This window comes from Thalassotalea sp. PP2-459, from assembly GCF_001913705.1.
GTDB classification, from domain to species: Bacteria; Pseudomonadota; Gammaproteobacteria; order Enterobacterales; family Alteromonadaceae; genus Thalassotalea_C; species Thalassotalea_C hakodatensis.
Map to the genome: position 1 here is coordinate 255,490 of NZ_MKQD01000034.1, position 23,146 is coordinate 278,635.

At 39.1% G+C, this 23,146-nt stretch carries 19 protein-coding genes; 11 read left to right on the top strand and 8 right to left on the bottom strand.

Features of this window, described 5'->3' with window-relative positions; genetic code table 11:
- The first annotated feature begins 12 nt into the window (after positions 1-12).
- From BI291_RS07325 to BI291_RS07345, 5 genes are read left to right on the top strand one after another with little or no spacing between them, the layout of a single operon-like run.
- Positions 13-1,476: an amidohydrolase family protein gene (locus tag BI291_RS07325; protein WP_139302580.1), complete on the top strand. Its 1,464-nt coding sequence runs from the start codon at positions 13-15 to the stop codon at positions 1,474-1,476.
- Positions 1,473-1,859, top strand: coding sequence for a RidA family protein (locus BI291_RS07330; RefSeq protein ID WP_074497784.1), 387 nt, complete (start codon positions 1,473-1,475; stop codon positions 1,857-1,859). The genes BI291_RS07325 and BI291_RS07330 overlap by 4 nt, the downstream gene beginning before the upstream one ends.
- 19 nt (positions 1,860-1,878) lie before the next feature.
- Positions 1,879-3,321, top strand: a complete 1,443-nt coding sequence (locus BI291_RS07335) for a sodium:solute symporter family protein (protein WP_074497785.1) — start codon at positions 1,879-1,881, stop codon at positions 3,319-3,321.
- Between the two features lie 33 nt (positions 3,322-3,354).
- Entirely contained in the window at positions 3,355-4,242 is an 888-nt protein-coding gene (locus tag BI291_RS07340) for a sugar kinase (RefSeq protein ID WP_074497787.1), read from the top strand.
- A gap of 18 nt (positions 4,243-4,260) precedes the next feature.
- Entirely contained in the window at positions 4,261-6,663 is a 2,403-nt protein-coding gene (locus BI291_RS07345; RefSeq protein ID WP_074497789.1) for a family 20 glycosylhydrolase, read from the top strand.
- Positions 6,664-6,665: 2 nt separating this feature from the next.
- Here the strand turns inward: BI291_RS07345 and BI291_RS07350 are convergent, their stop codons facing one another.
- Positions 6,666-7,580 (bottom strand): alpha/beta hydrolase, encoded by a 915-nt coding sequence (locus BI291_RS07350; RefSeq protein WP_074497791.1) that lies wholly within the window; start codon positions 7,578-7,580, stop codon positions 6,666-6,668.
- A gap of 304 nt (positions 7,581-7,884) precedes the next feature.
- On the opposite strand from BI291_RS07350, the gene pepN reads away from it, so the two are divergent.
- Both pepN and BI291_RS07360 read left to right on the top strand, forming a co-directional pair.
- Positions 7,885-10,566, top strand: coding sequence for an aminopeptidase N (pepN, locus tag BI291_RS07355; RefSeq protein WP_074497793.1), 2,682 nt, complete (start codon positions 7,885-7,887; stop codon positions 10,564-10,566).
- A 224-nt stretch (positions 10,567-10,790) separates the two neighbouring features.
- A complete protein-coding gene (locus BI291_RS07360) occupies positions 10,791-11,678 on the top strand; it encodes a hypothetical protein (protein WP_083601948.1) in 888 nt (295 codons plus the stop codon).
- Positions 11,679-11,682: 4 nt separating this feature from the next.
- Here the strand turns inward: BI291_RS07360 and BI291_RS07365 are convergent, their stop codons facing one another.
- On the bottom strand, positions 11,683-12,150 hold the full coding sequence (locus BI291_RS07365) for a TlpA disulfide reductase family protein (protein WP_074497795.1): 468 nt from the start codon (positions 12,148-12,150) through the stop codon (positions 11,683-11,685).
- A 356-nt stretch (positions 12,151-12,506) separates the two neighbouring features.
- Between BI291_RS07365 and BI291_RS07370 the strand changes: the two genes are divergently transcribed.
- Together BI291_RS07370 and BI291_RS07375 are read left to right on the top strand one after the other, a co-directional pair.
- Entirely contained in the window at positions 12,507-12,968 is a 462-nt protein-coding gene (locus tag BI291_RS07370; protein ID WP_175573091.1) for a (2Fe-2S)-binding protein, read from the top strand.
- Positions 12,968-15,148 carry a molybdopterin cofactor-binding domain-containing protein gene (locus tag BI291_RS07375; protein ID WP_074497801.1) on the top strand — a complete coding sequence of 727 codons (2,181 nt, stop codon included), beginning with the start codon at positions 12,968-12,970 and terminating at the stop codon, positions 15,146-15,148. Before BI291_RS07370 ends, BI291_RS07375 begins: the two co-directional genes overlap by 1 nt.
- 74 nt (positions 15,149-15,222) lie before the next feature.
- Here BI291_RS07375 and BI291_RS07380 read toward each other — a convergent pair whose 3' ends face one another.
- The 3 genes from BI291_RS07380 to BI291_RS07390 all read right to left on the bottom strand — a co-directional run bounded on the left by BI291_RS07380 (position 15,223) and on the right by BI291_RS07390 (position 17,884).
- Positions 15,223-15,693 (bottom strand): Dps family protein, encoded by a 471-nt coding sequence (locus tag BI291_RS07380; RefSeq protein ID WP_074497804.1) that lies wholly within the window; start codon positions 15,691-15,693, stop codon positions 15,223-15,225.
- 241 nt (positions 15,694-15,934) lie between these two features.
- Entirely contained in the window at positions 15,935-17,302 is a 1,368-nt protein-coding gene (gene nhaA / locus BI291_RS07385; RefSeq protein WP_074497806.1) for a Na+/H+ antiporter NhaA, read from the bottom strand.
- Between the two features lie 99 nt (positions 17,303-17,401).
- Positions 17,402-17,884, bottom strand: a complete 483-nt coding sequence (locus BI291_RS07390; protein WP_074497809.1) for a hypothetical protein — start codon at positions 17,882-17,884, stop codon at positions 17,402-17,404.
- A gap of 178 nt (positions 17,885-18,062) precedes the next feature.
- On the opposite strand from BI291_RS07390, the gene BI291_RS07395 reads away from it, so the two are divergent.
- A complete protein-coding gene (locus BI291_RS07395) occupies positions 18,063-19,391 on the top strand; it encodes a sigma-54-dependent Fis family transcriptional regulator (RefSeq protein ID WP_074497811.1) in 1,329 nt (442 codons plus the stop codon).
- A gap of 12 nt (positions 19,392-19,403) precedes the next feature.
- Here BI291_RS07395 and BI291_RS07400 read toward each other — a convergent pair whose 3' ends face one another.
- Together BI291_RS07400 and BI291_RS07405 are read right to left on the bottom strand one after the other, a co-directional pair.
- Positions 19,404-21,002, bottom strand: coding sequence for a diacylglycerol kinase family protein (locus BI291_RS07400; protein WP_074497813.1), 1,599 nt, complete (start codon positions 21,000-21,002; stop codon positions 19,404-19,406).
- A 192-nt stretch (positions 21,003-21,194) separates the two neighbouring features.
- Positions 21,195-21,767: a BON domain-containing protein gene (locus BI291_RS07405; RefSeq protein ID WP_322111096.1), complete on the bottom strand. Its 573-nt coding sequence runs from the start codon at positions 21,765-21,767 to the stop codon at positions 21,195-21,197.
- Positions 21,768-22,105: 338 nt separating this feature from the next.
- On the opposite strand from BI291_RS07405, the gene BI291_RS07410 reads away from it, so the two are divergent.
- Positions 22,106-22,525: a hypothetical protein gene (locus BI291_RS07410; RefSeq protein WP_083601949.1), complete on the top strand. Its 420-nt coding sequence runs from the start codon at positions 22,106-22,108 to the stop codon at positions 22,523-22,525.
- Here the strand turns inward: BI291_RS07410 and BI291_RS07415 are convergent.
- A complete protein-coding gene (locus tag BI291_RS07415; RefSeq protein WP_074497817.1) occupies positions 22,494-22,877 on the bottom strand; it encodes a hypothetical protein in 384 nt (127 codons plus the stop codon). The two genes, BI291_RS07410 and BI291_RS07415, sit on opposite strands and share 32 nt — an antisense overlap.
- Positions 22,878-23,146 lie beyond the last annotated feature (269 nt).

Below are 23,146 nucleotides of genomic sequence, written 5' to 3' on the forward strand. Positions count from 1 at the left end.
AGGAAGCATGATTTGTACGATTTGATCATTAAAAATGCACAAGTAATAGATGGCAGCGGAGCCCCTGCTCAGCAAGTTGATGTTGCCATTTGTGGAGACAAAATTGCTACGGTAGGTGAGTCACAGGCATTTAGTAAACATGTTATTGATGCGAAAGGTTTAGTGCTTTCGCCAGGGTTTATAGATGTTCATACCCATGACGATCTGGAAGTTGTGCGTAACCCTGACATGCTCGCCAAAGTGAGTCAGGGGGTTTCTACCGTTGTCGTTGGAAATTGCGGCATCAGTGCTAGCCCCTATCAACTTGGCATTGAACCACCAGACCCTATCAATTTGTTGGGCAAGCAGGGTGAGTTTAACTTTGCTTGTTTGTCTGAATATATTGATTATTTATCATCAGCACCGCCTAACGTGAATGTCGTCGCATTGGTGGGTCATACGGCATTACGCGCGCAGGTAATGGATGATTTATCTCGAGGTGCTACCGATGATGAAATTGCTAAAATGCAGCAATTACTCCGCCGTGCACTTGAACAAGGTGCAAAGGGGTTAAGTACAGGGCTGGCTTATAAAAATGCTAAAGCGTCAACTGAGCACGAAACACAAGCTCTTGCCAGTGTACTGCATGATTTTGATGCATTATATACCACGCATTTACGCACAGAGTTTGACGGGATTATTGACGCGTTAGATGAGGCGTTTACCTTAGGGAAGAAAGTGCAATCACCGGTGGTTATCTCTCATTTAAAATGTGCAGGGAAGCAAAATTGGGGCAGATCAAAAGAGATCATAGCGCATGTTGAGCAGGCCGCACAACAACAGCCGATTGCCTGTGATTGTTATCCGTATCACGCAAGTTCTAGCACCTTAGATTTAAACCAAGTGACTGATGATTTTGAAATTTTTATAACCTGGTCAGATGCAGAGCCAACAATGGCCGGTCAGAGCTTGGCGACTATTGCGAAGACGTGGAACGTGAGCTTACAGGATGCAGCAAAACGTTTAATGCCAGCAGGTGCTGTTTACCACGGTATGAACGAACAAGATGTTGAAGCATTTTTAAAATATGACAGAAGCATGATTGGTTCAGATGGCTTGCCGTGTGATCCACATCCACACCCTAGGTTGTGGGGAGCGTTTCCTCGCGTACTTGGACGATACAGCCGAGATAAATCATTATTTCCGTTAGCAACTGCAATTCATAAAATGACAGGAAAGTCGGCGGAAAATTTCAATTTACACAATCGGGGACTGATTAAATCAGGCTATTACGCTGATTTAGTGTTATTTGATCCAAAAAGCATCATTGACAATGCTGACTTTACTGCACCTTTTGCTGTTTCTTCTGGCATTAAAAAGCTGTGGGTCAATGGTCGGTTAACCTACCAACAAGGTGAAGGAGTATGCCCTACAGAGCATTCTCCTCGCACCGGACAATTTTTAAAACATACATATATCAAGAGGAATAAATCATGACAATTACTCGTTTTGGCGCTGATGGCGGCGTAGGTACAGGTGGTCAACATTTACCGTTTTCAAGTGCAGTAGAAGCTGGCGGTTGGCTTTATGTTTCTGGTCAAACACCGATGACCGATGGTGAAGTTGTCGAAGGTGGTGTTGTTGAACAGTCACGCTTAGCAATTGATAACTGCATTAAAATTATGACAGATGCGGGGTACGGTTTAGAAGATGTGGTGCATGTGAAAGTGATCTTAACCGATGCACGTTATTTTCAATCGTTTAATAAAGTCTTTAAAGAATACTTCGGTGAACATCCACCAGCGCGTATTTGTGCCGTTGCTGACTTAGTGGTTGATGTAAAAGTTGAAGTTGACGTTACGTGTTATAAAGCACCGTAAATAAAGAGGGAGTGAGCTAATGGAAGGTGTTTTCTTCGTTGCATTCGCGCTATATGTGTTAGGTATGATCGGACTGAGTTGGTGGGTATCTCGCCGACAAACGTCGGGTGAAGACTTTCTACTGGGTGGTCGCAGTTTACCGTTACTGCTTACCTTAGGTACTACCGTCGCGACTATGGTTGGTACTGGCTCTTCGATGGGAGCGGTGGGTTTTGCTTATCACAACGGCTGGGCTGGCATGCTGTACGGCATAGGCGGCGCCATTGGTATCTTGCTATTAGCGTGGATATTTGCCCCTATGCGCAGATATCAATTTATGACCATGAGTGAAGAAATAGCGTTTTATGTTGGTGCTCATCCTTTAATCAAAAACTTATTGGCGATTGTAATATACATCGCCAGTATTGGTTGGCTAGGCGCACATATCATTGGTGGTGGCATGTATCTTTCTTGGCTGACTGGCTTAGATATCAACACCGCTAAAATGATTATTGCGATTAGTTTCGCTATTTATGTCATTATTGGCGGTTATACTGCTGTGGTTTGGACAGATTCAATTCAGGCGCTGATCTTATTTGTTGGCTTTATTTTAATGGCATATTTTTCAGTGGACTATGTAGGTGGCTGGCAAGCAATGCTAGATGCACAACCAACAGCGAACACTTCTTGGTTTGCAATAGATAAAGTTGGTGCCTTGCATGCTTTATCATTAAGTTTAGCGATATTAGTAGGTATTTTGGCAACGCCGTCATTTAGACAACGGATATATTCGGGTAAAAGTGTTAGCTCAATTCGTCGCTCTTTTATTTATTCAGGTGTGCTGTATCTGGGATTTTCAATTGTACCTGCAATCATTGGCATGTCAGCGTATGCGATTAATCAAGATTTAGACAATGCTTCATTTGCCTTTCCTCATATTGCATTGAATGTGATGCCACTTGCGTTAGGGGTGTTAATTATTATTGCGGGTATATCTGCGACATTATCAAGTGCAAGTTCAGATGCGATCGCAGCAGTAAGTGTAGCTATGCGCGATTTATATCGCTTAGTTACCGGCAAAATGCCAAAGCCTGATCGCGTGATTTGGTTGTCACGTTTTAGCCTGTTTTTTACCATCAGCATCGCGCTTGGTTTTGCACTATTGTCGGATGATATTATTTCCTATATTACCAAGATGATCGCTATATTAATGTCTGGTATGTGTGTTGCTGGCTTACTCGGTCGTTTCTGGCCAAGATATAACTGGCAAGGTGCGTTACTCACCTTATTGTGTTCAACTGTTTGTGCGTTAGCGGTAAGTTTAATACCACAATGGGAAAGTTACTGGGGTAATCCCGTTATTCCTGCGCTAATTGCCGGTACAATATCGGGTATTATTGGCAGTTTAGTGACACCAGCGTCAGAATTAGACGAACAACATGCATTGGATGTCTTAGCGAAAGAACGGAAGCAAATGGAGTAAGCCTTGAATAATATTGTATTTTTAGGGGAATGTATGATTGAGGACCACTCAGACGGTTTGTTCCGTTTCGGTGGTGATACGCTCAATACTGCGTTGTATTTAGCTAGGCTTACTGAAAATGTACCGATAAATGTTGCGTTTGCGACGTCAATTGGTATTGATTTAGACAGTAACTTATTACTCGCCGCGTGGAAAAAAGAAGGCATTGATACCAGGTTTGTTACTCAGCTTGTCGATAAATTCCCTGGTCGTTACCGTATTAAAACGGATAAACAAGGTGAGCGAAGCTTTAAATACCAACGAAGTAAAAGTGCTGCTCGATATTATTTAACCTCATCACCAGGCGCTTTAACCCGATTTATTGCTGGTCGTACAGGTGATTATTTATATGTTAGCGGGATTAGCCTAGCGATTATTTCTCCTGAAGATAGAGTGTGGCTATTTGATGCATTAGCACGTTTTAAAGCGAATGGTGGCAAGGTTATTTTTGACAATAATTATCGACCGGTACTGTGGAATAAAAAAGAGGTTCTACCTACTTATCAGAGCGCAATGGCGTTAGCGGATATTGCTTTTTTAACCGATGAAGATGAATTTGAAATTTATCAAGATAATTCATTGGATGGTATTATTTCTCGCGCAAAACAATACAATACAACGGAAACCATTATTAAACGGGGCAGTGAACCTTGTATTATTATCAATAGCCAAGGTGAGCAACAAACGGTAAGTGCTGAACCTGTCACTAATCTTGTTGATACCTGTGCTGCGGGTGATGCATTTGCGGCAGGTTATCTTTCGCAACGGCTTCAGCATGCAAGTGTTGAACATTGTGCGCAATTTGCCCATCGAGTTGCAGGTAGAGTTATTCAGTACTCAGGTGCCATTGTTGACCGCAAGGTTATGGCCGATCTTTTTTGACGTAAAAGGTAAAATTTAATGTTTAATCGATTATTTTCTATTGCTCTTGTTATGTTGTGCCTAAACATCACCATGGTCTCGTGGGCTAACGATTTGTCACTCAACGTAATGCCCTACCCTAAAACAGTCATTATTAATGAGCAGGAATTTACCATTAGCGATGGCTTTTCGATTTCGGTAGAAGGTGGGAGTAAACAACGTTCCGCTCAATTGAAAAATACCTTAGAGTCACAAATCAGTACCTTTGGCTGGCAAGTCTCTACAACGAATGATAAGGCAATACCGATTGTTATTCGTATTAACCAAGGGGGGGGGTTGGATTATCAATTTCCGGCGTTACACCAAGATGAAAGTTATCAACTCACGCTAGATAACCAGCAAGTATTGCTCGAAGCAAAATCTGACTTCGGTGCATTGCATGGCGTGGCAACATTGACACAATTGCTTTATCAAGCAAAAAGTAACCAGGTGTTGGCCCAGCTTACCATTAAAGATCTTCCTAGGTTTCCATGGCGTGGCTTTATGCTAGACAGTGTTCGCCACTTTATTTCTATTGATGCGATAAAGCGTCAATTACGTGGTATGGCTGCGGCAAAGTTAAATGTATTTCATTGGCATCTTACCGATGATCAAGGGTGGCGTATTGCCCTAGATAGTTACCCTGAATTACATAAAAAAGCCTCTGATGGACAATACTATACCAAAGCACAAATTCGTGAAGTGGTTGAGTATGCAAGCTTGCTAGGCATTCGCGTAGTACCCGAGTTTGATGTACCAGGTCATGCGTCTGCTATTGCTGTTGCATATCCTCATTTAATGAGTGAGCAAAAACACTATCAAATGGAAGATGGTTGGGGAGTATTTGAACCGTTATTAGATCCAAGTAACCCTGAAGTCTATCAGTTTATTGATGGTGTGATTGCAGAGTTAACCACGCTATTTCCTGATCAATATTTACACATTGGCGGTGATGAAGTTGATCCAACGCAATGGAATAATAGTACTGAAATTCAGGCATTCATGAAAGAAAATAGCTTGCAAGATGCGCATGCATTACAAGCATTTTTTAATCAAAAAGTGGCTGGAATACTGGCTAAACATCAACGTAAAATGATGGGGTGGGATGAAATATTCCATCCAGATTTGCCACAAAATATTATGGTGCAATCGTGGCGAGGTATGGAAAACTTATCAGAGATCGCTGTCAGTGGTTATCAAGGCCTGCTATCTACAGGTTTTTATATCGATCAGCCTCAAAGTAGTGCTTATCATTATCGAAATGAGCTGCTTCAACAACGCCCTAGAACGGCGGTTCAGCCAAAAGAGGGGCAACAAGTCGTCGCTTATCAATTTGAGATGCCTCGTTTGAAAGGCAGCGCAGTTAACGGTACGTTAGCCATGGTGATGCATAATGATTACGTGTTACACGCTTATGTGAAGCTTAACAATAATCACTTCAAAAAGGCGAATGTTGATAGGCATCTAGTGCTCAGTAAAGGGGAAGTCAATGTTGCTATTGATAGTTGGATGGGACCAACGCGTGGTGAGTTTTTACTAACGGATGAACAATCAACAGGGCGCATATTAATTGGCAATACCTATTATCCAGTATCAATTGCACCGATAGATAATTTTGATTATAGCCAAGTCACGTTACTACCCAATATTTCACCGATTGCCGCGCGAAATATTTTAGGTGGCGAAGCGACGTTATGGAGTGAATTAGTGACAGAGCAAAACCTTGACGTACGTGCTTGGCCGCGATTGTTTGTTATAGCCGAGCGTTTTTGGTCATCTAAATCACTGAAAAATATTGATAACATGTTTTCGCGTTTGATGGTGTTAGATAAGTTTTCGCAGCAGATAGGTTTGCATCATAAACAGCAATATCGTGCGGGTTTACAATCACTTGTTTTTGCTAAAACCAACATCACACCTTTAACGGTATTGGCTGAGCAATTAGAACCAGCAAATTATTACACGCGTCATCATATTAAGTTTCAGCAAGATAAATATCACCAAAATGCACCATTGAATCGTTTTGCTGATTTTTTACCAGTTGAAAGTATGGCGTTAATTGAAATGCATCAACAATTGAAAGCCTTTCAACAAGGGGATAAAAACGCATTGCAAGGTATTATTGATCGGTTACGGGTTTGGCACTTCAATTTTGACAAGGTGATATCACTAGTGAAAATTGCACCAAAGCTTGATGATTTACCAGATGTTATCGATCAAGCAAGAGATATAAATACCTTGGCGTTAACCATTGCACAAAGTTGTTACAACGGTGTAAAGATTCGCCATGATGAAGCGAAGCGTATTAAAAACACGTTACACCGTTTACATAAAGAAGGTAAAGAGATCATTGTTGCCAGCAATTTATTTACTGAGCGGCTATTAGCAGCTTGTAAGGCTTAACTTTACGCTTCCATTTGCTTAAGTACACTATTGAATAGTGTGCTTTTTTTATCTGATAACGTGGTGATCACATCAAAGTGGTTTTTATTTTCAATATTCGCTAATAATACTTTGTTGCAGCCTAAACAATTTAATTGATAAAAATCATTCGATTGGCGTTTAAATTCGTCTGTTTCATGATCACCATAAGCAACGATAAAGCGTGTTTCATTACAGTGTGTTAATTTATTTGCCGCTAATAATGGACTCAAGTGAGTAATTTCATCTTGTGTTAACGCTAATGCTTCATTGATATAGGTAAATTGAAGTGGCGTTAAATCATAAATACCGCTAACCGCACAAACACCTTTTACGGGATTAGCAGTGAGATCAAACGTTGTTTGCCAGTCAGTCATTGCAGCCATAACAGCTAATTGTGCGCCTGCTGAACTTCCAGACAAATAAATTTGGTCTTTATCATAACCGTATTGGTCTGCATGACGATAGAGCCAAGCAATGGCATTTCTAACTTGGTTTACAATTTTTGTTAATGAGGCTTTTGGCGCTAGCGTGTAATTTATTACTGCAACATGGTAACCATGTTGTTGAAAATTGTTCGCAGCAAAGCAACTTTCTTCCTTGCTTAGCTCCTGCCAATAACCACCATGAATAAAGACTTGTAGCTTTCTTTTTATTGAAATAGTCGAACGTTGCGAATTGTGGTGATGGGGAAGAAATAAGTCGAGGGTTTCATCAGGGCTTTGACCATAACGTAAATTTTCTTTTAACGAGCCATGATGAGAGGCAAGTTGTTTTACTTGCTGGCTTTGTTCTGCGTACTGCTGTAGATAAATATCTAAATTGGCAACGCAACTGCTAGGTGAATATTCCCTAGCTAACGCCTGTAATGAAAAATTTCGATAAACGGTTTCTGTCATATGATTAGCTACTTGTTTAACCAGAAGTCCTTGTAAAGCGAAAATTGATAGTAGTCACTATAGCGGATTTACGGACATTTAATTAGTCCCTATTTATTCGATAATTGTTTCAATAAAGTTAACGTTATAAGCATAAAATATAGTTGTTAACAGGCTAAATGTAACAAAATATTAATATATTACACAAATCACATCTTTTAATGCCGTTATGAAAAAGCATATGATATAACCAAATATATACAAAATATTTTCATATTTTGTGCTTCCGCTAAATTTAATACATAACAAAAATATTGAGCTCCTCATGAAATTAACAAAAATAAACAAAGCAGTTACTGTTGCCTTGGCAGTGGGTGTTGTTGCATTAACAGGGTGTGAAAAAAATACCTCTGCCCCTGAGCATGTAACAACTCAAAAAACACAAGCCACAGCGGCTCGCCAACAAAGTGAGTCATTATTTGAAGAATACGCTAAAATGCGTGCTCAACAAGTTAGCAACGTTAATTATCACCTTCAAGTTACCCTTGATAATACTTCTGAAAGTTTTTCAGGTGTCACAGACATTGTGTTTGACTTAACCAATGATAATCAAAATGATTTAACCATCGATTTTGATGAGGGCACAGTCTCATCTGTCAAAGTGAATGGTAAAGAAGTAACATTTAACTACGAGAAATGGTTTATTACCATTCCAAAAAGTGAGTTATCTGCTGGAAAAAATACTGTCACAGTTGCTTATGAGCGTCCATATTCTACCGATGGTTCAGGCTTACATCGTTTTGTAGATCCTGAAAATGGTGAAGTGTATCTCTACACAGATTTTGAACCTTACGATGCTAATCGCTTATTTCCTCATTTCGATCAGCCAGATTTAAAAGCAACGTATTCCATGAAAGTGACGGCACCTGATCATTGGAAAGTGATCACTTCAGTAAGAGAAAATAAGATTGAAGAAAGTGGTGATAACAACGTATGGCATTTTCCTGAATCCGCTAAATTTTCATCCTATATTTTTTCATTACATGCTGGTAATTACGCCGTATGGGAAGATAAATTTGAAGATATTCCATTACGCTTATTTGCTCGTCAGAGCTTAGCGGAATATGTGAATACCGATGAGTGGTTCACACCGACTAAGCAAAGCTTTAAATTTTTTAATGATTACTTTGGTGTACGTTATCCTTTCGTTAAATACGACCAAATAGTGGCGCCAGATTTTAATGCCGGCGCGATGGAAAATGTTGCTGCAGTAACCTTCAATGAAGGCTATATATCACGAGGTGAAAAATCAACTAGAGCCAAAATGAGCTTAGCGAATGTGATTGCTCATGAAATGGCGCATATGTGGTTTGGTAATTTGGTGACCATGCGTTGGTGGAATGGCCTATGGCTGAATGAAAGTTTTGCAACTTACATGGCGAATTTAGAAGTAGCAGAGGCCAGTGACTTTAAAAATAATTGGGATGTCTTTTATTCAGGCACTAAGCAGTGGGCATATCGCAGTGACGATTCAGTGAATACTCATGCTATTGAATTGCCAGTTCCATCAACAGGAGATGCATTAACAAATTTTGATGGTATTACATACGGTAAGGGGGCTTCAGTGTTAAAACAGCTACCTTATTACCTTGGCGAAGAAAACTTCCGCGTTGGGGTGAGTAATTACTTGAAAAAGTTTTCTTACAAAAACACTGAATTAGAAGACTTTATCGGCGAGCTTGGTAAAGCAGCTGATATGGATATGGAACAATGGACTCAAGACTGGTTATACAATGCAGGTCTTAATACGATTAAAGTTAATTATCAATGTGACGCAGATAAAATTACAGAGATGAACATTGTTCAAAGTGCACCTGATGACTATCCAACATTACGTGAGCAACGAGTACAAGTTGGTTTGTATCAATTAGATGGCGAGAATATGGCATTAGCTAATGCAATACCTGTTATGTATAAAGGTGAAAGCACTAAGGTAAGCGATGCTATCGGCCAAGCCTGCCCTGATATAGTGTACCCTAACGAAGGGGACTGGGGGTTTGTTAAAGTTGATCTTGATGAAAAGTCACTGGCGGCCGTTGAACAACATATTAATGCTGTTGAAAGTGCTACGATGCGACTAATGCTATGGCAAAGTCTTTCAGATAGTGTCAGAGATGCAAATCTAGCTGCCGATAAATTTGTGAATTTTGCTATAGCTAATATTGAAGGTGAACAAGATTATAATGTGATCCGAAAAATATCAGCTAGTTTAACCACTGCTATGGGTTACTTAAACACAGCAACTCGTCTGGAAAAACAGGATTATTCCGCCTTATATCAAGATGTTGAAAATCTCTACTTACGTTTGTTAGAGAAAGCACCTGCTGGCTCTGATCTGCAAAAAATGTGGTATGGTCGTTATGTATCTTTTAGTAAATCAGATAAACATCTGAAAAACTTACTTGCGATATTACAAGGTGAGCGTAGTTATGAAGGGTTAACCATTGATCAAGATAAACGCTGGGGCATACTCGCACAACTAAATCGTTATCAATATGGTAATTATGTTGCACTATTAGATAGTGAAAAAGAGCAAGATAATTCTGATACCGGAGTTAAAAATGCCATTTATGCCGAAGTGGTTCGCCCAGAAGCAGATGTGAAAAAGAAATGGTTTGATGTGGTGATCAATAATCCTGAAAATCTCAAGTTATCTACACTACGTTACATTATGTGGGGGCTTTTCCCAACAGAACAATCAACATTAGAGGCACCATATAAAGAAAGAATCCTGGCGCACATTCCTAAATTAAATGATGGAAGTGACTTAGGCTTATTAGGGGCATTTGCCAGTAGTATGATACCCAGCGAATGTACTGCTGAAAGTGAAGCGGAACTCGCGAAATTGATTGAAGAATACAAGTCAATGAAGCCTCAAGTGTTGAAAACGGTTAAAGCACGTCACCAAAATGTTGGTCGTTGTATTAAAGCGTTGAAGCTTCTCTAAATAAATAATAGAACAAGCATTGATAAAAACGCTCCTTTTTTGGAGCGTTTTTTATGTCATGTATTCTGCCAACGTCAATTTTTGCGTATAAATTTAAAGAAGTGTAAACAACGTTTATTTTTGTCTTTATGTATTAAACAAGATCTTGACGCGTGACATATTCAGCGATCTAGGATAAAACGGTAAGGGTAATCACACCAAACTGGAGTTAAAAGAAAATACGAGTGCGAGTTTTTATTCATTATTTATTTTACTGGCTAGTGACTTTTTTAGCGTTTGCTACACAGGTAAATGCGAATGACAAACGTATTGCTATTATTGATACGCCTTATGAAGAGAATGCAAGTCATCAATATTTTGTTGATTTAGTTCACTTTCTTCTCGATGTGTCACGCGAAAAATATGGTGAAGCAACGATCGAATTATATTATGCAGAAAATAATACGCATGAAAAGACTTTAAACCTTATTAGTACCGGTTTGTTAGATTTGTCTTGGGCAGGAACGACTAAGAATTTAGAAAGAAAGCTGTTACCTATTCGAATACCATTATTGGGTGGCTTGCTAGGGTACCGTGTGTCGATTATCAGAAAAGATGATCATGATAAGTTTTCGAAAGCTTCTGTTGAACAGTTCAAATCGATGATTGCTTGCCAAGGACAAGTTTGGGGAGATTCTGATATTTTGGAAGATAATGGCTATAATGTAATGCGTATAAGCCGTTTTGATTTAATGTTTAAAATGTTAGCTCATGGACGTTGTGACTACTTTCCACGAGCTGTTTATGAAGGGTACAATGAACTGAACGCTATCATTAAAAAGTACCCTAATTTAATGATGTTTGATGACAAAATTCTGCATTATCAATTTCCTTTGTACTTCTTTGTTGAACCACAAAACATAATGCTGGCAGAACGATTACGTTACGCATTAAATAAAGCGATTGATGACGGAAGTTTTATAGCGTTCATGCAACGTCACCCGCTTACAGAAGCAATATTTCCGATTGAAAAGTGGTCAAATAAAAATATTATTCGCCTGCATAATCGTTTTCTCCCTGCTGAAACTCCGATAAAAGAAGCGAAATATTGGCTCCAATTAAGTGAGTATTAACGCTTTAATCATCGATTGGGTTATTTAATAATAGCTGTACGATCTCTTGCTGATATTGGTGTTTCTTTTCTTCATTAAAGCCAACATGCCGGCTAACAACGTTACCACTTCGGTTGATTAAAATACTACTTGGCATACCTTTGAGTTTAAATGCTTTGGCCACTTTACCTCTAGGATCGTAAAATACAGGGAAGCTTGCCGGATACTTTTTTAAGAAATCTGTGGCGTTTTGCTTAATGGCATCAAGGTTAACACTCAACACAGTAAACCCATCATCCTTGTAGCTTGTGTGAATTTCATTAAGCCAAGGAAATGAATCTTTACAAGGAATACACCAAGACGCCCAAAAATCGATTAGAACGACTTGTCCTTTTAATTGATGAACTTGTTGTTCAAACTCATCTAGGGTGTTGTTAGCTTGGCTTAAATGGATATTACTTAATAGCAGTAGAACAAAGAATATTTTTTTCATTATTGTAGTATCAATCGCGTAGTTGCATTGATGATAACAAGCTTTCTTAAAAAGGTTAACAACAGGCTATACTTGTTTCTTCCTCGCCTAACATTGTTTGCATTGCAATTAAAAGTTGATAGCACTATAACTAACAATGTCGATCTTGATTGCTTATCGTTTATTTTCGGCAAATGACATGAGGAAATGATTACACTTTAAAGCATAAAGTACTTATTTAATCGCCTGTAACAAATTGTGTGTATCGGGTTGTTAAACGTAAAAAGTGAACAGCTGGTCGTAAGGGGACTCTGTTTTCAAATATTATTCTTTATGCTCATATTACAACCAAAAGAGAGTTGGCTATTATGGAAAAAATGATAATTATAAATGGTGAAAAGTATCAGATTGATGTTGATAGCAATATGCCATTGCTATGGTTTCTACGAGATAGGTTAGAAATAACAGGTACTAAATTTGGCTGTGGAGCTGGCTTATGTGGCGCTTGTACTGTCCATGTAGATGGCGTTGCAACACGAGCATGTATTACACCTGTAGGTGTGTTAGCTGATAAAAAAATCACGACAATTGAGGGATTGTCAGAAACCGGCGAGCATCCATTACAAAAAGCCTGGGTGGAAAATAATGTGCCACAATGTGGCTATTGTCAGGCAGGGCAAATTATGAATGCCGCTAGCTTTTTACAACAAAACCCAACACCTTCTGCTGAAGAAATTGACACCGCGATGCAAGGCAACATATGCCGATGCGGTACTTATCAGCGAATCAAGAAAGCAGTTGCTGATGCGGCTGATGAGCTGGCTAAGGAGGTGTCATAATGTCGATTACCAACGAAAGTCGAAGACAATTTCTGAAAGCATCAACCTTGGCAACAGGTGGTTTAGCGATCAGTATCAACTTACCTGCACATGCGGTAGCCTTTAGTGAAGACGCACAAGAATCAACGTTTTCACCCAATGCCTTTATTCATATACAAGATAATGGCGACGTGTTGATTTATTGTGGTCGATGTGAAATGGGGCAGGGTATCAATACCGCCTTACCCGCGGCTGTTGCTGATGAGATGGACGCTGATTGGCAAAGAGTTACTGTGAAGCAGGCCGATGGTAATGAAGAAAAATACGGGCCACAAGCAACCGGAGGTTCGGCTAGTATACGTGTAATGTTAACACCCATGCGTGAAGCCGGCGCCAGTGCAAAAATAATGCTTATTGCTGCTGCAGCTAAAGTGTGGAATGTTGACCCAAGTAGCTGTTATGCGGAAAACCATGTTGTTCATCATCAAGCAAGCGGTAAACAGCTTTCTTATGGACAATTAGCAAGCTTAGCGGCAAAACAAACGGTGCCAGAGGTGGTGACGCTCAAAGCCAAAAAAGACTTTAACTACATTGGTAAATTTATTCCCAACCAAAATATTGAACAAATTATTAAAGGGCAACTTACTTACGGTGTTGATACAAAATTACCTGGACTGAAGTATGCGGCTATCGTTCATTGTCCTGTATTAGGCGGTAAACTGAAGACATTAGATGACAAAGATGCGCGTGCCATTAAAGGTGTTATTGATGTTGTAGTTATTGATCGACTCGCTATTCCTTATGGTTCTATAGGTGGTGTCGCTGTTGTTGCAGATAATAGCTGGACAGCTCAACAAGCAGTTAAGAAGTTAAAAATAGAGTGGGATCTTGGTGAAAATGCGCATTATGACACTGTGAAATATAAAGCGCAGTTGGTTAAAAACGTAGAAACGCAAGCACAATTAGTGACTGAACGCGGTAATGTGACTGAAGGATTATCAGGTGCGGCTCAAACACTAAAAGCGACATACACAGGTGGCCATTTAGTACATGCTCCAATGGAACCAAATGCCAGCGTGGTTTGGGTGAAAGATGATAGTTGCGAAGTATGGGCTGCAACGCAAAGCCCTGCGGATATTCAGAAAGTGTTAGCGCAGTTTTTAGGTCGCGAAGCAAAAGATATAGCAGTACATGTGACTATGTCTGGCGGTGCTTTTGGTCGTAAATTTAAATGTGATTACGTGCATGAAGCAGCGGCAATCTCACAAAAAATTAACGCGCCGGTACAATTAACGTGGACACGCGAAGAAGACACGAAAACTGGGTATTATCACTCAATTAATGCGCAGCATATCGAGGCAGGGATAGATGAACAAGGTAATATTAAAGGTTGGTTACATAGAGTCGCATTTCCTTCTATAGGTACCTTATTTAATCCTGCTCAAACGCGACCTAGTAATAGCGATTTTAATGCGGTTGACAATTACCCCTATGGCATTGAAAACTTTCGCAGTGAGAGTGGTGAAGCAAAAGCCCATACCCGTATAGGTTGGTATCGTGCTGTTTATGCGATTTTCTACGGTTTCTCGTTTAGCAGCTTTACTGATGAATTAGCTTACTTAGCTGGTAAAGATCCGCTTACCTATTTAAACCAATTATATGATAATAACACTAACCCAGATCAGCAAGAACAAGCGGCTCGCTCAAAACATGTTGTTAATCTCGCTGCTGAAAAATCCGGTTGGTTTGAGCGAGATAAACTACCTAAAAATCAAGCGATTGGCCTTGCAATTCATTATAGTTTCCAAAGTTATGTTGCTATGGCTGTTCGTGTGGAAGTCAATGGTGAAGATATAAAAGTCTTACAGGTTGATTCAGCAATTGATTGTGGTCAAGTGCTAAACGTAAATGGGGCAACGGCGCAAATGGAGGGGGCCGTAGTCATGGGGATGGGGTTAGCACTTCGTACAGAGGTAACGTTTAGAGAGGGTGCTGTGGTTAATACTAATTTTCATAATTACCCTGTAATGCGAATCAATGAAATGCCGCAAGTTAATGTACATATTGTTGATTCTGAGCATCCCTCTACAGGGCTAGGGGAACCAGGTGTTGCTCCTTTTGCACCGGCATTAAGCAATGCTGTATTCGCAGCTTCTGGGAAGCGTTATCGGGACATCCCTTTCAAGCCAATGTCAGTGTAATGTTAAAGAGGTAATAGGCAAAAACCAGTCAACAACGTGACTGGTTTTTAGTTTTATTGACAGAGATATTTGCGCTACTTTTGTGTCATTGCGCGTAACATCCAGGCGGTTTTTTCGTGAACTCTCATGCGATCTGAAATAAGCGCCATTGATGATTCATCATCAGCTTGCTGTGCTTCTTTTAGTGCAGAACGACATGTTTTAACGAGTGTTTCATGGTTTTCCAACAGCGTTGCTAACATGCCTTGTGCATCTGGCGTTTCTTTCGGCTCTTTGACTGAGCTTAATGAAGCAAAGGCTTGATATGTACCAGGAGCAGGAAAACCTAAGGTGCGTATACGCTCTGCAATTTCGTCAACGGCTTCTGCCAATTCGACGTAATGTTCCTCAAACATTAAATGTAACTCACGAAACAAGGGCCCTGTTACATTCCAATGGAAATTATGACTTTGTAAATACAAGGTATACGTATCAGCTAACAGTGAGTTTAATTGATTGGCAACTTGTTGACGAGCTTGATGTGCAATACCAATATCAATTGACATAAAGATTACTCCTTGTGAAATTATTTAATTCACACTGATAAAAGCAGAAGCTATGCCAAGAATTGAAAATATATTAAAAACAATGCGTTACTGTTCTTTGATGAAGTGTTTTACTAGTGATCTGCTAAGAGAAGGGTAAATATTTTCACGGGTATGGTAAAAATTACCGAATCAGCGATATAAACGAAGAGCAGGTGTTAATCCGTATAAATACGAGCTCATGTATTTATACGGATTGCGATTACTTCAATTCAGTTTTACTTTTGCTTAGGAATAAGCAGAAACCAAGTACCGCGGATAAAAGTGAACCGGCTAATATCCCAAGTTTTGCATGCGCTAATGAATCAGCGGCCCCAGAAAATGCTAAGTTAGCGATAAATAATGACATGGTAAAACCTATGCCGGCAAAACAACCTAGTGCTATAACATCACGCCAAATCATATCTTTTGGTTTTTGAGCGAAACCAAGCTTTATCGCGAAGTATGCAAAGAAAAATATGCCTAATGGTTTACCGACCAGTAAGCCGAGCATGGTCGCCCAAAAAACGGTTGCAGAACCCATTGATGCGCTGTTATCTGGCATTATCACACCAGCATTCAATAAAGCAAAAAGTGGCAATACCAATAAGCTTATCGGTTTGCTTAATTTACTTTGCCAGCGCTGCACAGGGGTTGTAGCAGTGATTGCAATGTCTTCGGCCGCTTCGGCTAAATCATGTTGTTGCTGTTGTTCTAGTATGGTTGTGTCGTTACTATCCATGCGCTTGAAGCGACTTACTAAACGTTCCATATTCCGTGCAAACCAGTGAGTATCAGCGTAAGGCTTTGCTGGTACAGTTAAGGCAGCTAAAATACCGGCTGTTGTTGCGTGTACGCCAGAGTGAGAGACAAACCACCATAACACTAACCCGGCAAACAGGTAAAACCATGCCCATCGTATTCCTAAAAAGTTGGCTAATACCATCAACGATAATGTGATCGCACCATAACCTAACTGCAATAAAGAAACGCTATCGGTGTAAAAAAAGCTGATAATTAACACAGCACCCATGTCGTCAACGATTGCCAGTGCAGTGATAAGCACTAATACCGAGGTAGGGACTCTGCGACCGAGTAGCACTAATAAACCGATGGCAAAAGCAGTATCGGTTGCCATCGGGATCCCCCATCCTTGCCAACTATCGCCTGCCATTAACGTCATAATGGCTAAATAGGTAAGTGCTGGAATAACCATCCCACCTACAGCCATAAAAATTGCCAACATTGAACTTTTCGTGTCTTGTAACTCACCTGCAAGCACTTGATATTTAATTTCTAAGCCTAGTAAAAAGAAAAATAGTACGATTAAGCCTTCATTTACCCACTCTACTGCTGAGTGAATGATATAGCCCTCTCCCCAAATAAAGCCAACGTGATACTCTGTTAACCACGTATACGTTTCTTGCCACTGAGAGTTCGCCATAAATAAAGCAATAAACGTGGCGATCAATAACAACATGCCAGCTGATGATTGGCTTTGTAGGAAGCTTTGCAGTGGAGAAATAATGCGATCGAAATTACGCTCTAATGGCATACGTTCGCGTTCTTGTTCTTCAATATCTATTTTCATTTAAAAAAACCTAAAAAAATAAAACAGGTAATGCTCTGTAAAAGCAGCGAAAAATATAATGTATAAGCTACTTAATCTAATGGTATTCTGTTTGGTAGCTCAAGATTTGATCGTCCGTTCACTCTGGCTTAATAATGTATCGTGCATTGCTTTTGTACGTTGATAAGAAAGAGATAGTTGCTCGCCGATTAAATCGAAATTCTTCTTAATGAGTGTATCTTTAGTATAACGTTGAATATTGTTTAGCAAATCGATTGTTTGTTGCGTATGTTTTAATAGTTGTTTAAGCGCAAGTAATTGTTCTACTGTGCTAGTTTCTACAGATACATTTGTTGAGGGCGACTTTGTTAGCCCAAATTCTTGTTGAATGAGCGGGGTTTGTTTGATCATTAAGTGATTTAAGCTTGAAACTGCCTCTAATCTAGTATCAATTGGCTTGGTTAAATCAATTGTCATTTGCTTATTGGCTAATTGGCATTGAATAGAGAGAAAGTTTTCAGTTTCTTCATAGCAAGCTTGTAACGCTTGTTGAATAAGCGCTAAATCACCAAACCTATGTGCTGTCTCTACGTTATTGGTCACGTTACTTCACCTTTTCAATGTAGTTAACATGACAACAACCAATATATGTGCCAATCTAGTTAGTCTTGATATAAAGCCTTATACCACCATACTTAAGGAATACGTTTATTTATAATCCGGTAGTTTTTACAGGGTTAATTTGTAACTTTGACAACTTAAACATACATGGAATATACGCATGTCTTATCCTTCGGCGTTAGTTTGTGTTAATCAAGCGCAATTTATGCAGCTTATTTCTTCTTTATCGTTAACGAAAAATTTTACTGTTATTGAACCAGAACATTACGACTGGCTCAGTGGGTTAAGTGATTCGCCTGATGTTGCTATTATTGAAGTAAATACCTTTGAGCAATCACATTACGATACGCTACAAGCACTTAATTTTTGTCCTGAAACAGATATTATTTTTTTAAGTGAAGGAATACCAAATCCATTGTTAGATAAAGCTGTGGTTAGGTGTGCTGCGTATCATTATAGAACCCCGATTAAAAGACACAATCTTGCAGAAGTTATAGAAGAGCTGACTGCTGAATATCAACAACGTCCACGTAAAACAAAAAGTATCGAATCAAGTGAGTTAGATCAGTTTGGTTTATTATTTGGTTCTTCCCGTGCGATGAAAAAGCTGTATAGAAGTTTACGTAAGGTCGCTATGTATGACACCAGTATTTTGATTGTTGGTGAAAGTGGTGTTGGTAAAGAGCTTGTCGCTAATACTATTCATAATGCCAGTGAACGTGCTGAATCCCCCTTTGTAACCGTAAATTGTGGTGCGTTATCTAAAGATTTAGCTACCAGTGATTTATTCGGTCATGTAAAAGGTGCATTTACGGGCGCAGTTGGCGATCGCACCGGTTTTTTTACGGAAGCAAAAGGTGGCACGTTATTTCTTGACGAAGTGACTGAAATGCCAGAAGAGTTACAAGTTCAGTTGTTACGCGTATTAGAAACAGGAGATTATAGCCCTGTTGGTAGTAACAAAGTGTTAAACTCTAATGTACGAATTATTGCCGCGACTAACCGAGATTTAGCGCAATCAGTTAATCTGGGAGTGTTCAGAGAAGATCTCTATTTTCGTTTAGCGCAATTTTTATTACATGTACCACCTTTAAGAAGTAGAGGCGGTGATGTTGAGGGGTTAGCAAAGCACTTTTTGGCCTATAAAAATGCCAGTGCAGGATTTGGTAAAAAAATTTCTGATACCGCAATAGCAAAAATAAGCGATTATCATTGGCCAGGCAATGTTCGAGAATTAAAGCACGCTGTTGAACGTGCTTATATCATGTCAATCGATGTGATTGATGGTGAACACATTATCCTTGAAGACCCACTAAATGATGAAGTGAATGATCAATCTGTACCCACAGGTATTCCACTTGCTGAAGTGGAAAAACAAGCTATTTTAAATACATTAGAAGAGCAACATGGTAATAAAAGTGATACCGCGAAGCTATTAGATATTAGTGTTAAAACCTTGTACAACAAGCTTGAAAAATATGATGAATAGCAAGCACTCATACTATTCATCAGCACACATTACTATGGATAGGGCTTGCGGTTTAATATAAATATCAAGCGCTGATGCTTGTCGTGTTTCACCATCAATAATATAGTCGATAGGCTCATCAGCGGTAATGATTACTTGTTTACCTTGGCTGTGTTGCACATTATCTCCAATATGCGTGTCCGTTAAAGTCGACTGTGCTAAATCGGCTAAACTCGCCAGTGGTATTGTGTTATCTGGTAGCGCGTTTATCCACGTTAAATCAAGCTTCCCATCAGCAAAGTTTGGCTCGCCATTACCCTGAGCTAACATAGTCGTAAATGGCGCAGCATTTGCGACAACCAGACTCGCGATTGATACTGTTTTTGCTGGTTGTTCATCGATTGTTACGGTTAATCCTTTTGCTTGGTGATTGATAACGGACTCTGTAAACCCTTGTAGATAAGCTAGAGCACCACTGTCATTTTTTTTATTTCTATCTGCTGCGGAAACCATTTTATGTTCAATACCTAAACCACATAATAATAAAAAGGTTTCATTGTTACATTTACCTGTATCAATTAAGGTATCAACACCTTCAATAATATGTTTACAGGCGTTAGAAATCGGTGATAACTTAGCCACGCTGCCTTGAAGGGCATGAACTAGTGAATTTGCCGTGCCTAAAGGCATTAGCGCTATACTGGTATTATGCTCTATCGCAATGGTAGCAACCTCTTTAATAGTACCATCACCACCGCCAGCAATCAGCAAATCTACAGACTCTGTTATCGCTTGTTTGGCTATTGATTCGGCGATTTTTTCTTCTGTTGTTTCATGTATGTGTAAGTCGAAAAATGGCGATAATTGTTCTACGATATCTGGCTTAACTTCTGGCCAACTACCTCGTCCTGCTACGGGGTTGGCAATAAGCCAAGCTTTTTGTTTTAAGGCTAAGCTTTTATTTCTTGATAGTTGATCAAGCCATTGTGTTTGTTGTTCTGTTAATTTTAAGGATGGGTATTGTTTTTTGAACTCTTTCATCGCTAGCGCAGAAAATTTAACTTTATTTGTTGCTAAAAAGTATGCAGAAAGCACTACTGCTGCGCTGTTGTCATCACAATAGATAAGACAGTTTTTCTGTTGAGTAATTTGCTTGTGCAGCCACCGCAATGATCTGAGCAAATCATTTTGCTTAAGGTGGGTAAATGAGATTGATAAATAATCAATGTTTTCATCTTTATTAAACCAAGATGTGACGTTTAAAGGGTTAGAAAGATCTAGCATGGCATCAATGTTGTGTTTTTCCATTGCTTCTTTCGTCATATGAATCGTTGGTGATATAAAAAGGTTAGATGTAATTTTTATTGGTTCTTTTCGGATGTTTTTACGTGTACGTATATATGTCTCGCCTTTTTGCCATGCGTAATAAGGAAAGAATAGCGAACGAAACCACCATGGGACCTTATTGGTTTCTTTTTTGAGCCAGAAAGCTGTGTATCTTGCGGAGTCGTTAAGTGTCGCTAAGCCAATAGACATAGCACACCAGATTAATAGCACTGATATAATAGGCTTATCTAGCCATAAACCGATAATAACTAACACGGGGAGCCAAAGATAATTTAATTGTCGCATAAAGCTTCCTCAAAAAAAGACCTGACAGAAGTTGCCAGGCCAATACATTTACAGCGAGTAATAAAAGGTTTTAAATGTCGAGAAACTAGCGAAAGAAGTAGATGACGGCATATAACTATTTCTCAAGAATATAAAATCAAAACAACTACTTCTTTGCTACACATTTGTCTAAAAACTAAGTATTAATAAGTATTATGAAGCGGTAATAATCGTTAAGTCTTCTGATACTTCAACTACATCATCAATATTCTTAGCCATTTGAATGACTAATTGTTTTTCAGACGTTGAGTCAACTTCACCTGATAATGATACACGACCGTTTTCAACGTCTACATTGATGTCAGTACCATCGATATCAGAGTCTAGTAAATAACGAGATTTCAATACCACTGCGATTTTGGTATCAACCATTGCACCGACTTCGTTATCATTTTGTTTCGAGTCATTTCTGTTGTCTCTATCAGGCTTCATTACTGTAAGTTCGTTGTTAACAGCCTTTACACCATCAACACCGTGTACAAGCTCTTCAGCAAGCTTACGCTCAACATCTGATTCAACTTCACCAGTTAGGGTAACTTCACCCTTTTTAACGGTGGTGTTGATATCGAATGAATCTAAATTGCCATTAAATAAGAGTACAGCTTCAGTTTTACCGTCAATCCATGCATCTTTTGCTTCTTTACTCCAATCATTTTCATTCGCTGCAGCAGATGTCATTGTTAACGTTGTTGCAATTAATATAGCACTTGATAAATATTTCATCATTTCTCCTTGATTTCATTTAACATGTTCAAATGCTAATAAGCGAACACTGTGCCAACTCCTAACTTATTGTTTTAATATTGAAATTTTATTTTTATTTGAGGGTGCTGTGAAAGATTTACAGGGTGAAGTGAAAAAAATAGCCATAGAAAGTAAAGGGTATATTGATATTTTTTCATGGCCAACAATGAAATAACATTTCTTTACGGAAAATGTGGATAAAGCACTAAGATTACCACGGAAATTAGGGTACACTTATTAGAAATGGGCGGTTAACGAGAGATCTTAACTTGAAAGTAAAAACATTAAGTTTTTTCTCACTGTATTGCGTTGTTTCTTTTATGAGTGCAGCGCAAGAAGCAGCGGTAGATTACGATAAATGGTTAAAAGATAAATTTCAGCAACAGCATGAAGAACTGTTACCCGTTGTGGCTGTGGCCGATATGTTTTTTGGCTGCAATAAAGCGCGTAATGTAGATGCTAGCCAACCCAGTGTTAAACAGTTGATTACGAAAATGGGTCGAGACGAACTTGCATTGAAGTTATCGGATTGTTTAGCTGGTGAATTGCCTAATTCAGATACTGCTCTTAATTTTGGTTTAATTGGTTGTTTTGATGAGCAATTAAAAGGTATGCCAGAAAAAGATAAGAAGGTTAAACAAAAATTAGTTAAGCAGGCAATTGCGAAGTTATCAAAATCAGACCGACAAAAATCGTTTACCCATTGTGTTACTGATCAAGCGATTTCTTATCTGAAATAATATTATGCTGTTCGTTAAACGAACTGGGAAGAATATCAACGCCAAACCACTTTCCTAATTTTATCACAATAGGAATGGTAATTGGCGCAAACGGTAAAACGGCAACAACACCTATACCTAAGCCTTTTAAAACATCAATAAATTGTTTATTGGCAATTTTCATTTCCTCGGAAGATGCTTGACGCAATGTGTAACGTTTATACGTAAACAGCATTTCTTTGGTTTCTTTCTTCTCTTGTTCGAGGGCGAGTTTAATCATCACCAATTGTCGTTTCAATAGTGAGGTGTTTTTCCGTCGCTTGATGGAAACAACACGACGTGGGGCTTTAAAAACATGACGCCAAACTTTCATGGTTTATATTCTACCTTGTTTCTCGTAGATTAAACATCGACAAAAGCAATACAAGTCATACTAATGATATAACTATTTGACTTATTTAAAATTACATTAGCGTGTTATTGCCTTTCAAAGCGTATGTATTGCAGACAAATCAATTCTGTACTAACAATGCTTGCCGTTACACCTTTTGGTTTTCGCAAAAAGTTGTCAATATTTATTTCATTGAGTATAAACGTATTGTTGGCATAAACGACAAACAAAGGAAGAAAACAGCTACATTC

Excerpts from the sequence above, each read along its gene's own strand:
- BI291_RS07330 (WP_074497784.1), top strand. The coding sequence starts at position 1,473 with ATGACAATTACTCGTTTTGGCGCTGATGGCGGCGTAGGTACAGGTGGT.
- BI291_RS07335 (WP_074497785.1), top strand. The coding sequence starts at position 1,879 with ATGGAAGGTGTTTTCTTCGTTGCATTCGCGCTATATGTGTTAGGTATG.
- BI291_RS07340 (WP_074497787.1), top strand. The coding sequence starts at position 3,355 with ATGATTGAGGACCACTCAGACGGTTTGTTCCGTTTCGGTGGTGATACG.
- BI291_RS07345 (WP_074497789.1), top strand. The coding sequence starts at position 4,261 with ATGTTTAATCGATTATTTTCTATTGCTCTTGTTATGTTGTGCCTAAAC.
- BI291_RS07350 (WP_074497791.1), bottom strand. The coding sequence starts at position 7,580 with ATGACAGAAACCGTTTATCGAAATTTTTCATTACAGGCGTTAGCTAGG.
- pepN (WP_074497793.1), top strand. The coding sequence starts at position 7,885 with ATGAAATTAACAAAAATAAACAAAGCAGTTACTGTTGCCTTGGCAGTG.
- BI291_RS07365 (WP_074497795.1), bottom strand. The coding sequence starts at position 12,150 with ATGAAAAAAATATTCTTTGTTCTACTGCTATTAAGTAATATCCATTTA.
- BI291_RS07370 (WP_175573091.1), top strand. The coding sequence starts at position 12,507 with ATGATAATTATAAATGGTGAAAAGTATCAGATTGATGTTGATAGCAAT.
- BI291_RS07375 (WP_074497801.1), top strand. The coding sequence starts at position 12,968 with ATGTCGATTACCAACGAAAGTCGAAGACAATTTCTGAAAGCATCAACC.
- BI291_RS07380 (WP_074497804.1), bottom strand. The coding sequence starts at position 15,693 with ATGTCAATTGATATTGGTATTGCACATCAAGCTCGTCAACAAGTTGCC.
- nhaA (WP_074497806.1), bottom strand. The coding sequence starts at position 17,302 with ATGAAAATAGATATTGAAGAACAAGAACGCGAACGTATGCCATTAGAG.
- BI291_RS07395 (WP_074497811.1), top strand. The coding sequence starts at position 18,063 with ATGTCTTATCCTTCGGCGTTAGTTTGTGTTAATCAAGCGCAATTTATG.
- BI291_RS07400 (WP_074497813.1), bottom strand. The coding sequence starts at position 21,002 with ATGCGACAATTAAATTATCTTTGGCTCCCCGTGTTAGTTATTATCGGT.
- BI291_RS07405 (WP_322111096.1), bottom strand. The coding sequence starts at position 21,767 with ATGATGAAATATTTATCAAGTGCTATATTAATTGCAACAACGTTAACA.
- BI291_RS07410 (WP_083601949.1), top strand. The coding sequence starts at position 22,106 with ATGAGTGCAGCGCAAGAAGCAGCGGTAGATTACGATAAATGGTTAAAA.
- BI291_RS07415 (WP_074497817.1), bottom strand. The coding sequence starts at position 22,877 with ATGAAAGTTTGGCGTCATGTTTTTAAAGCCCCACGTCGTGTTGTTTCC.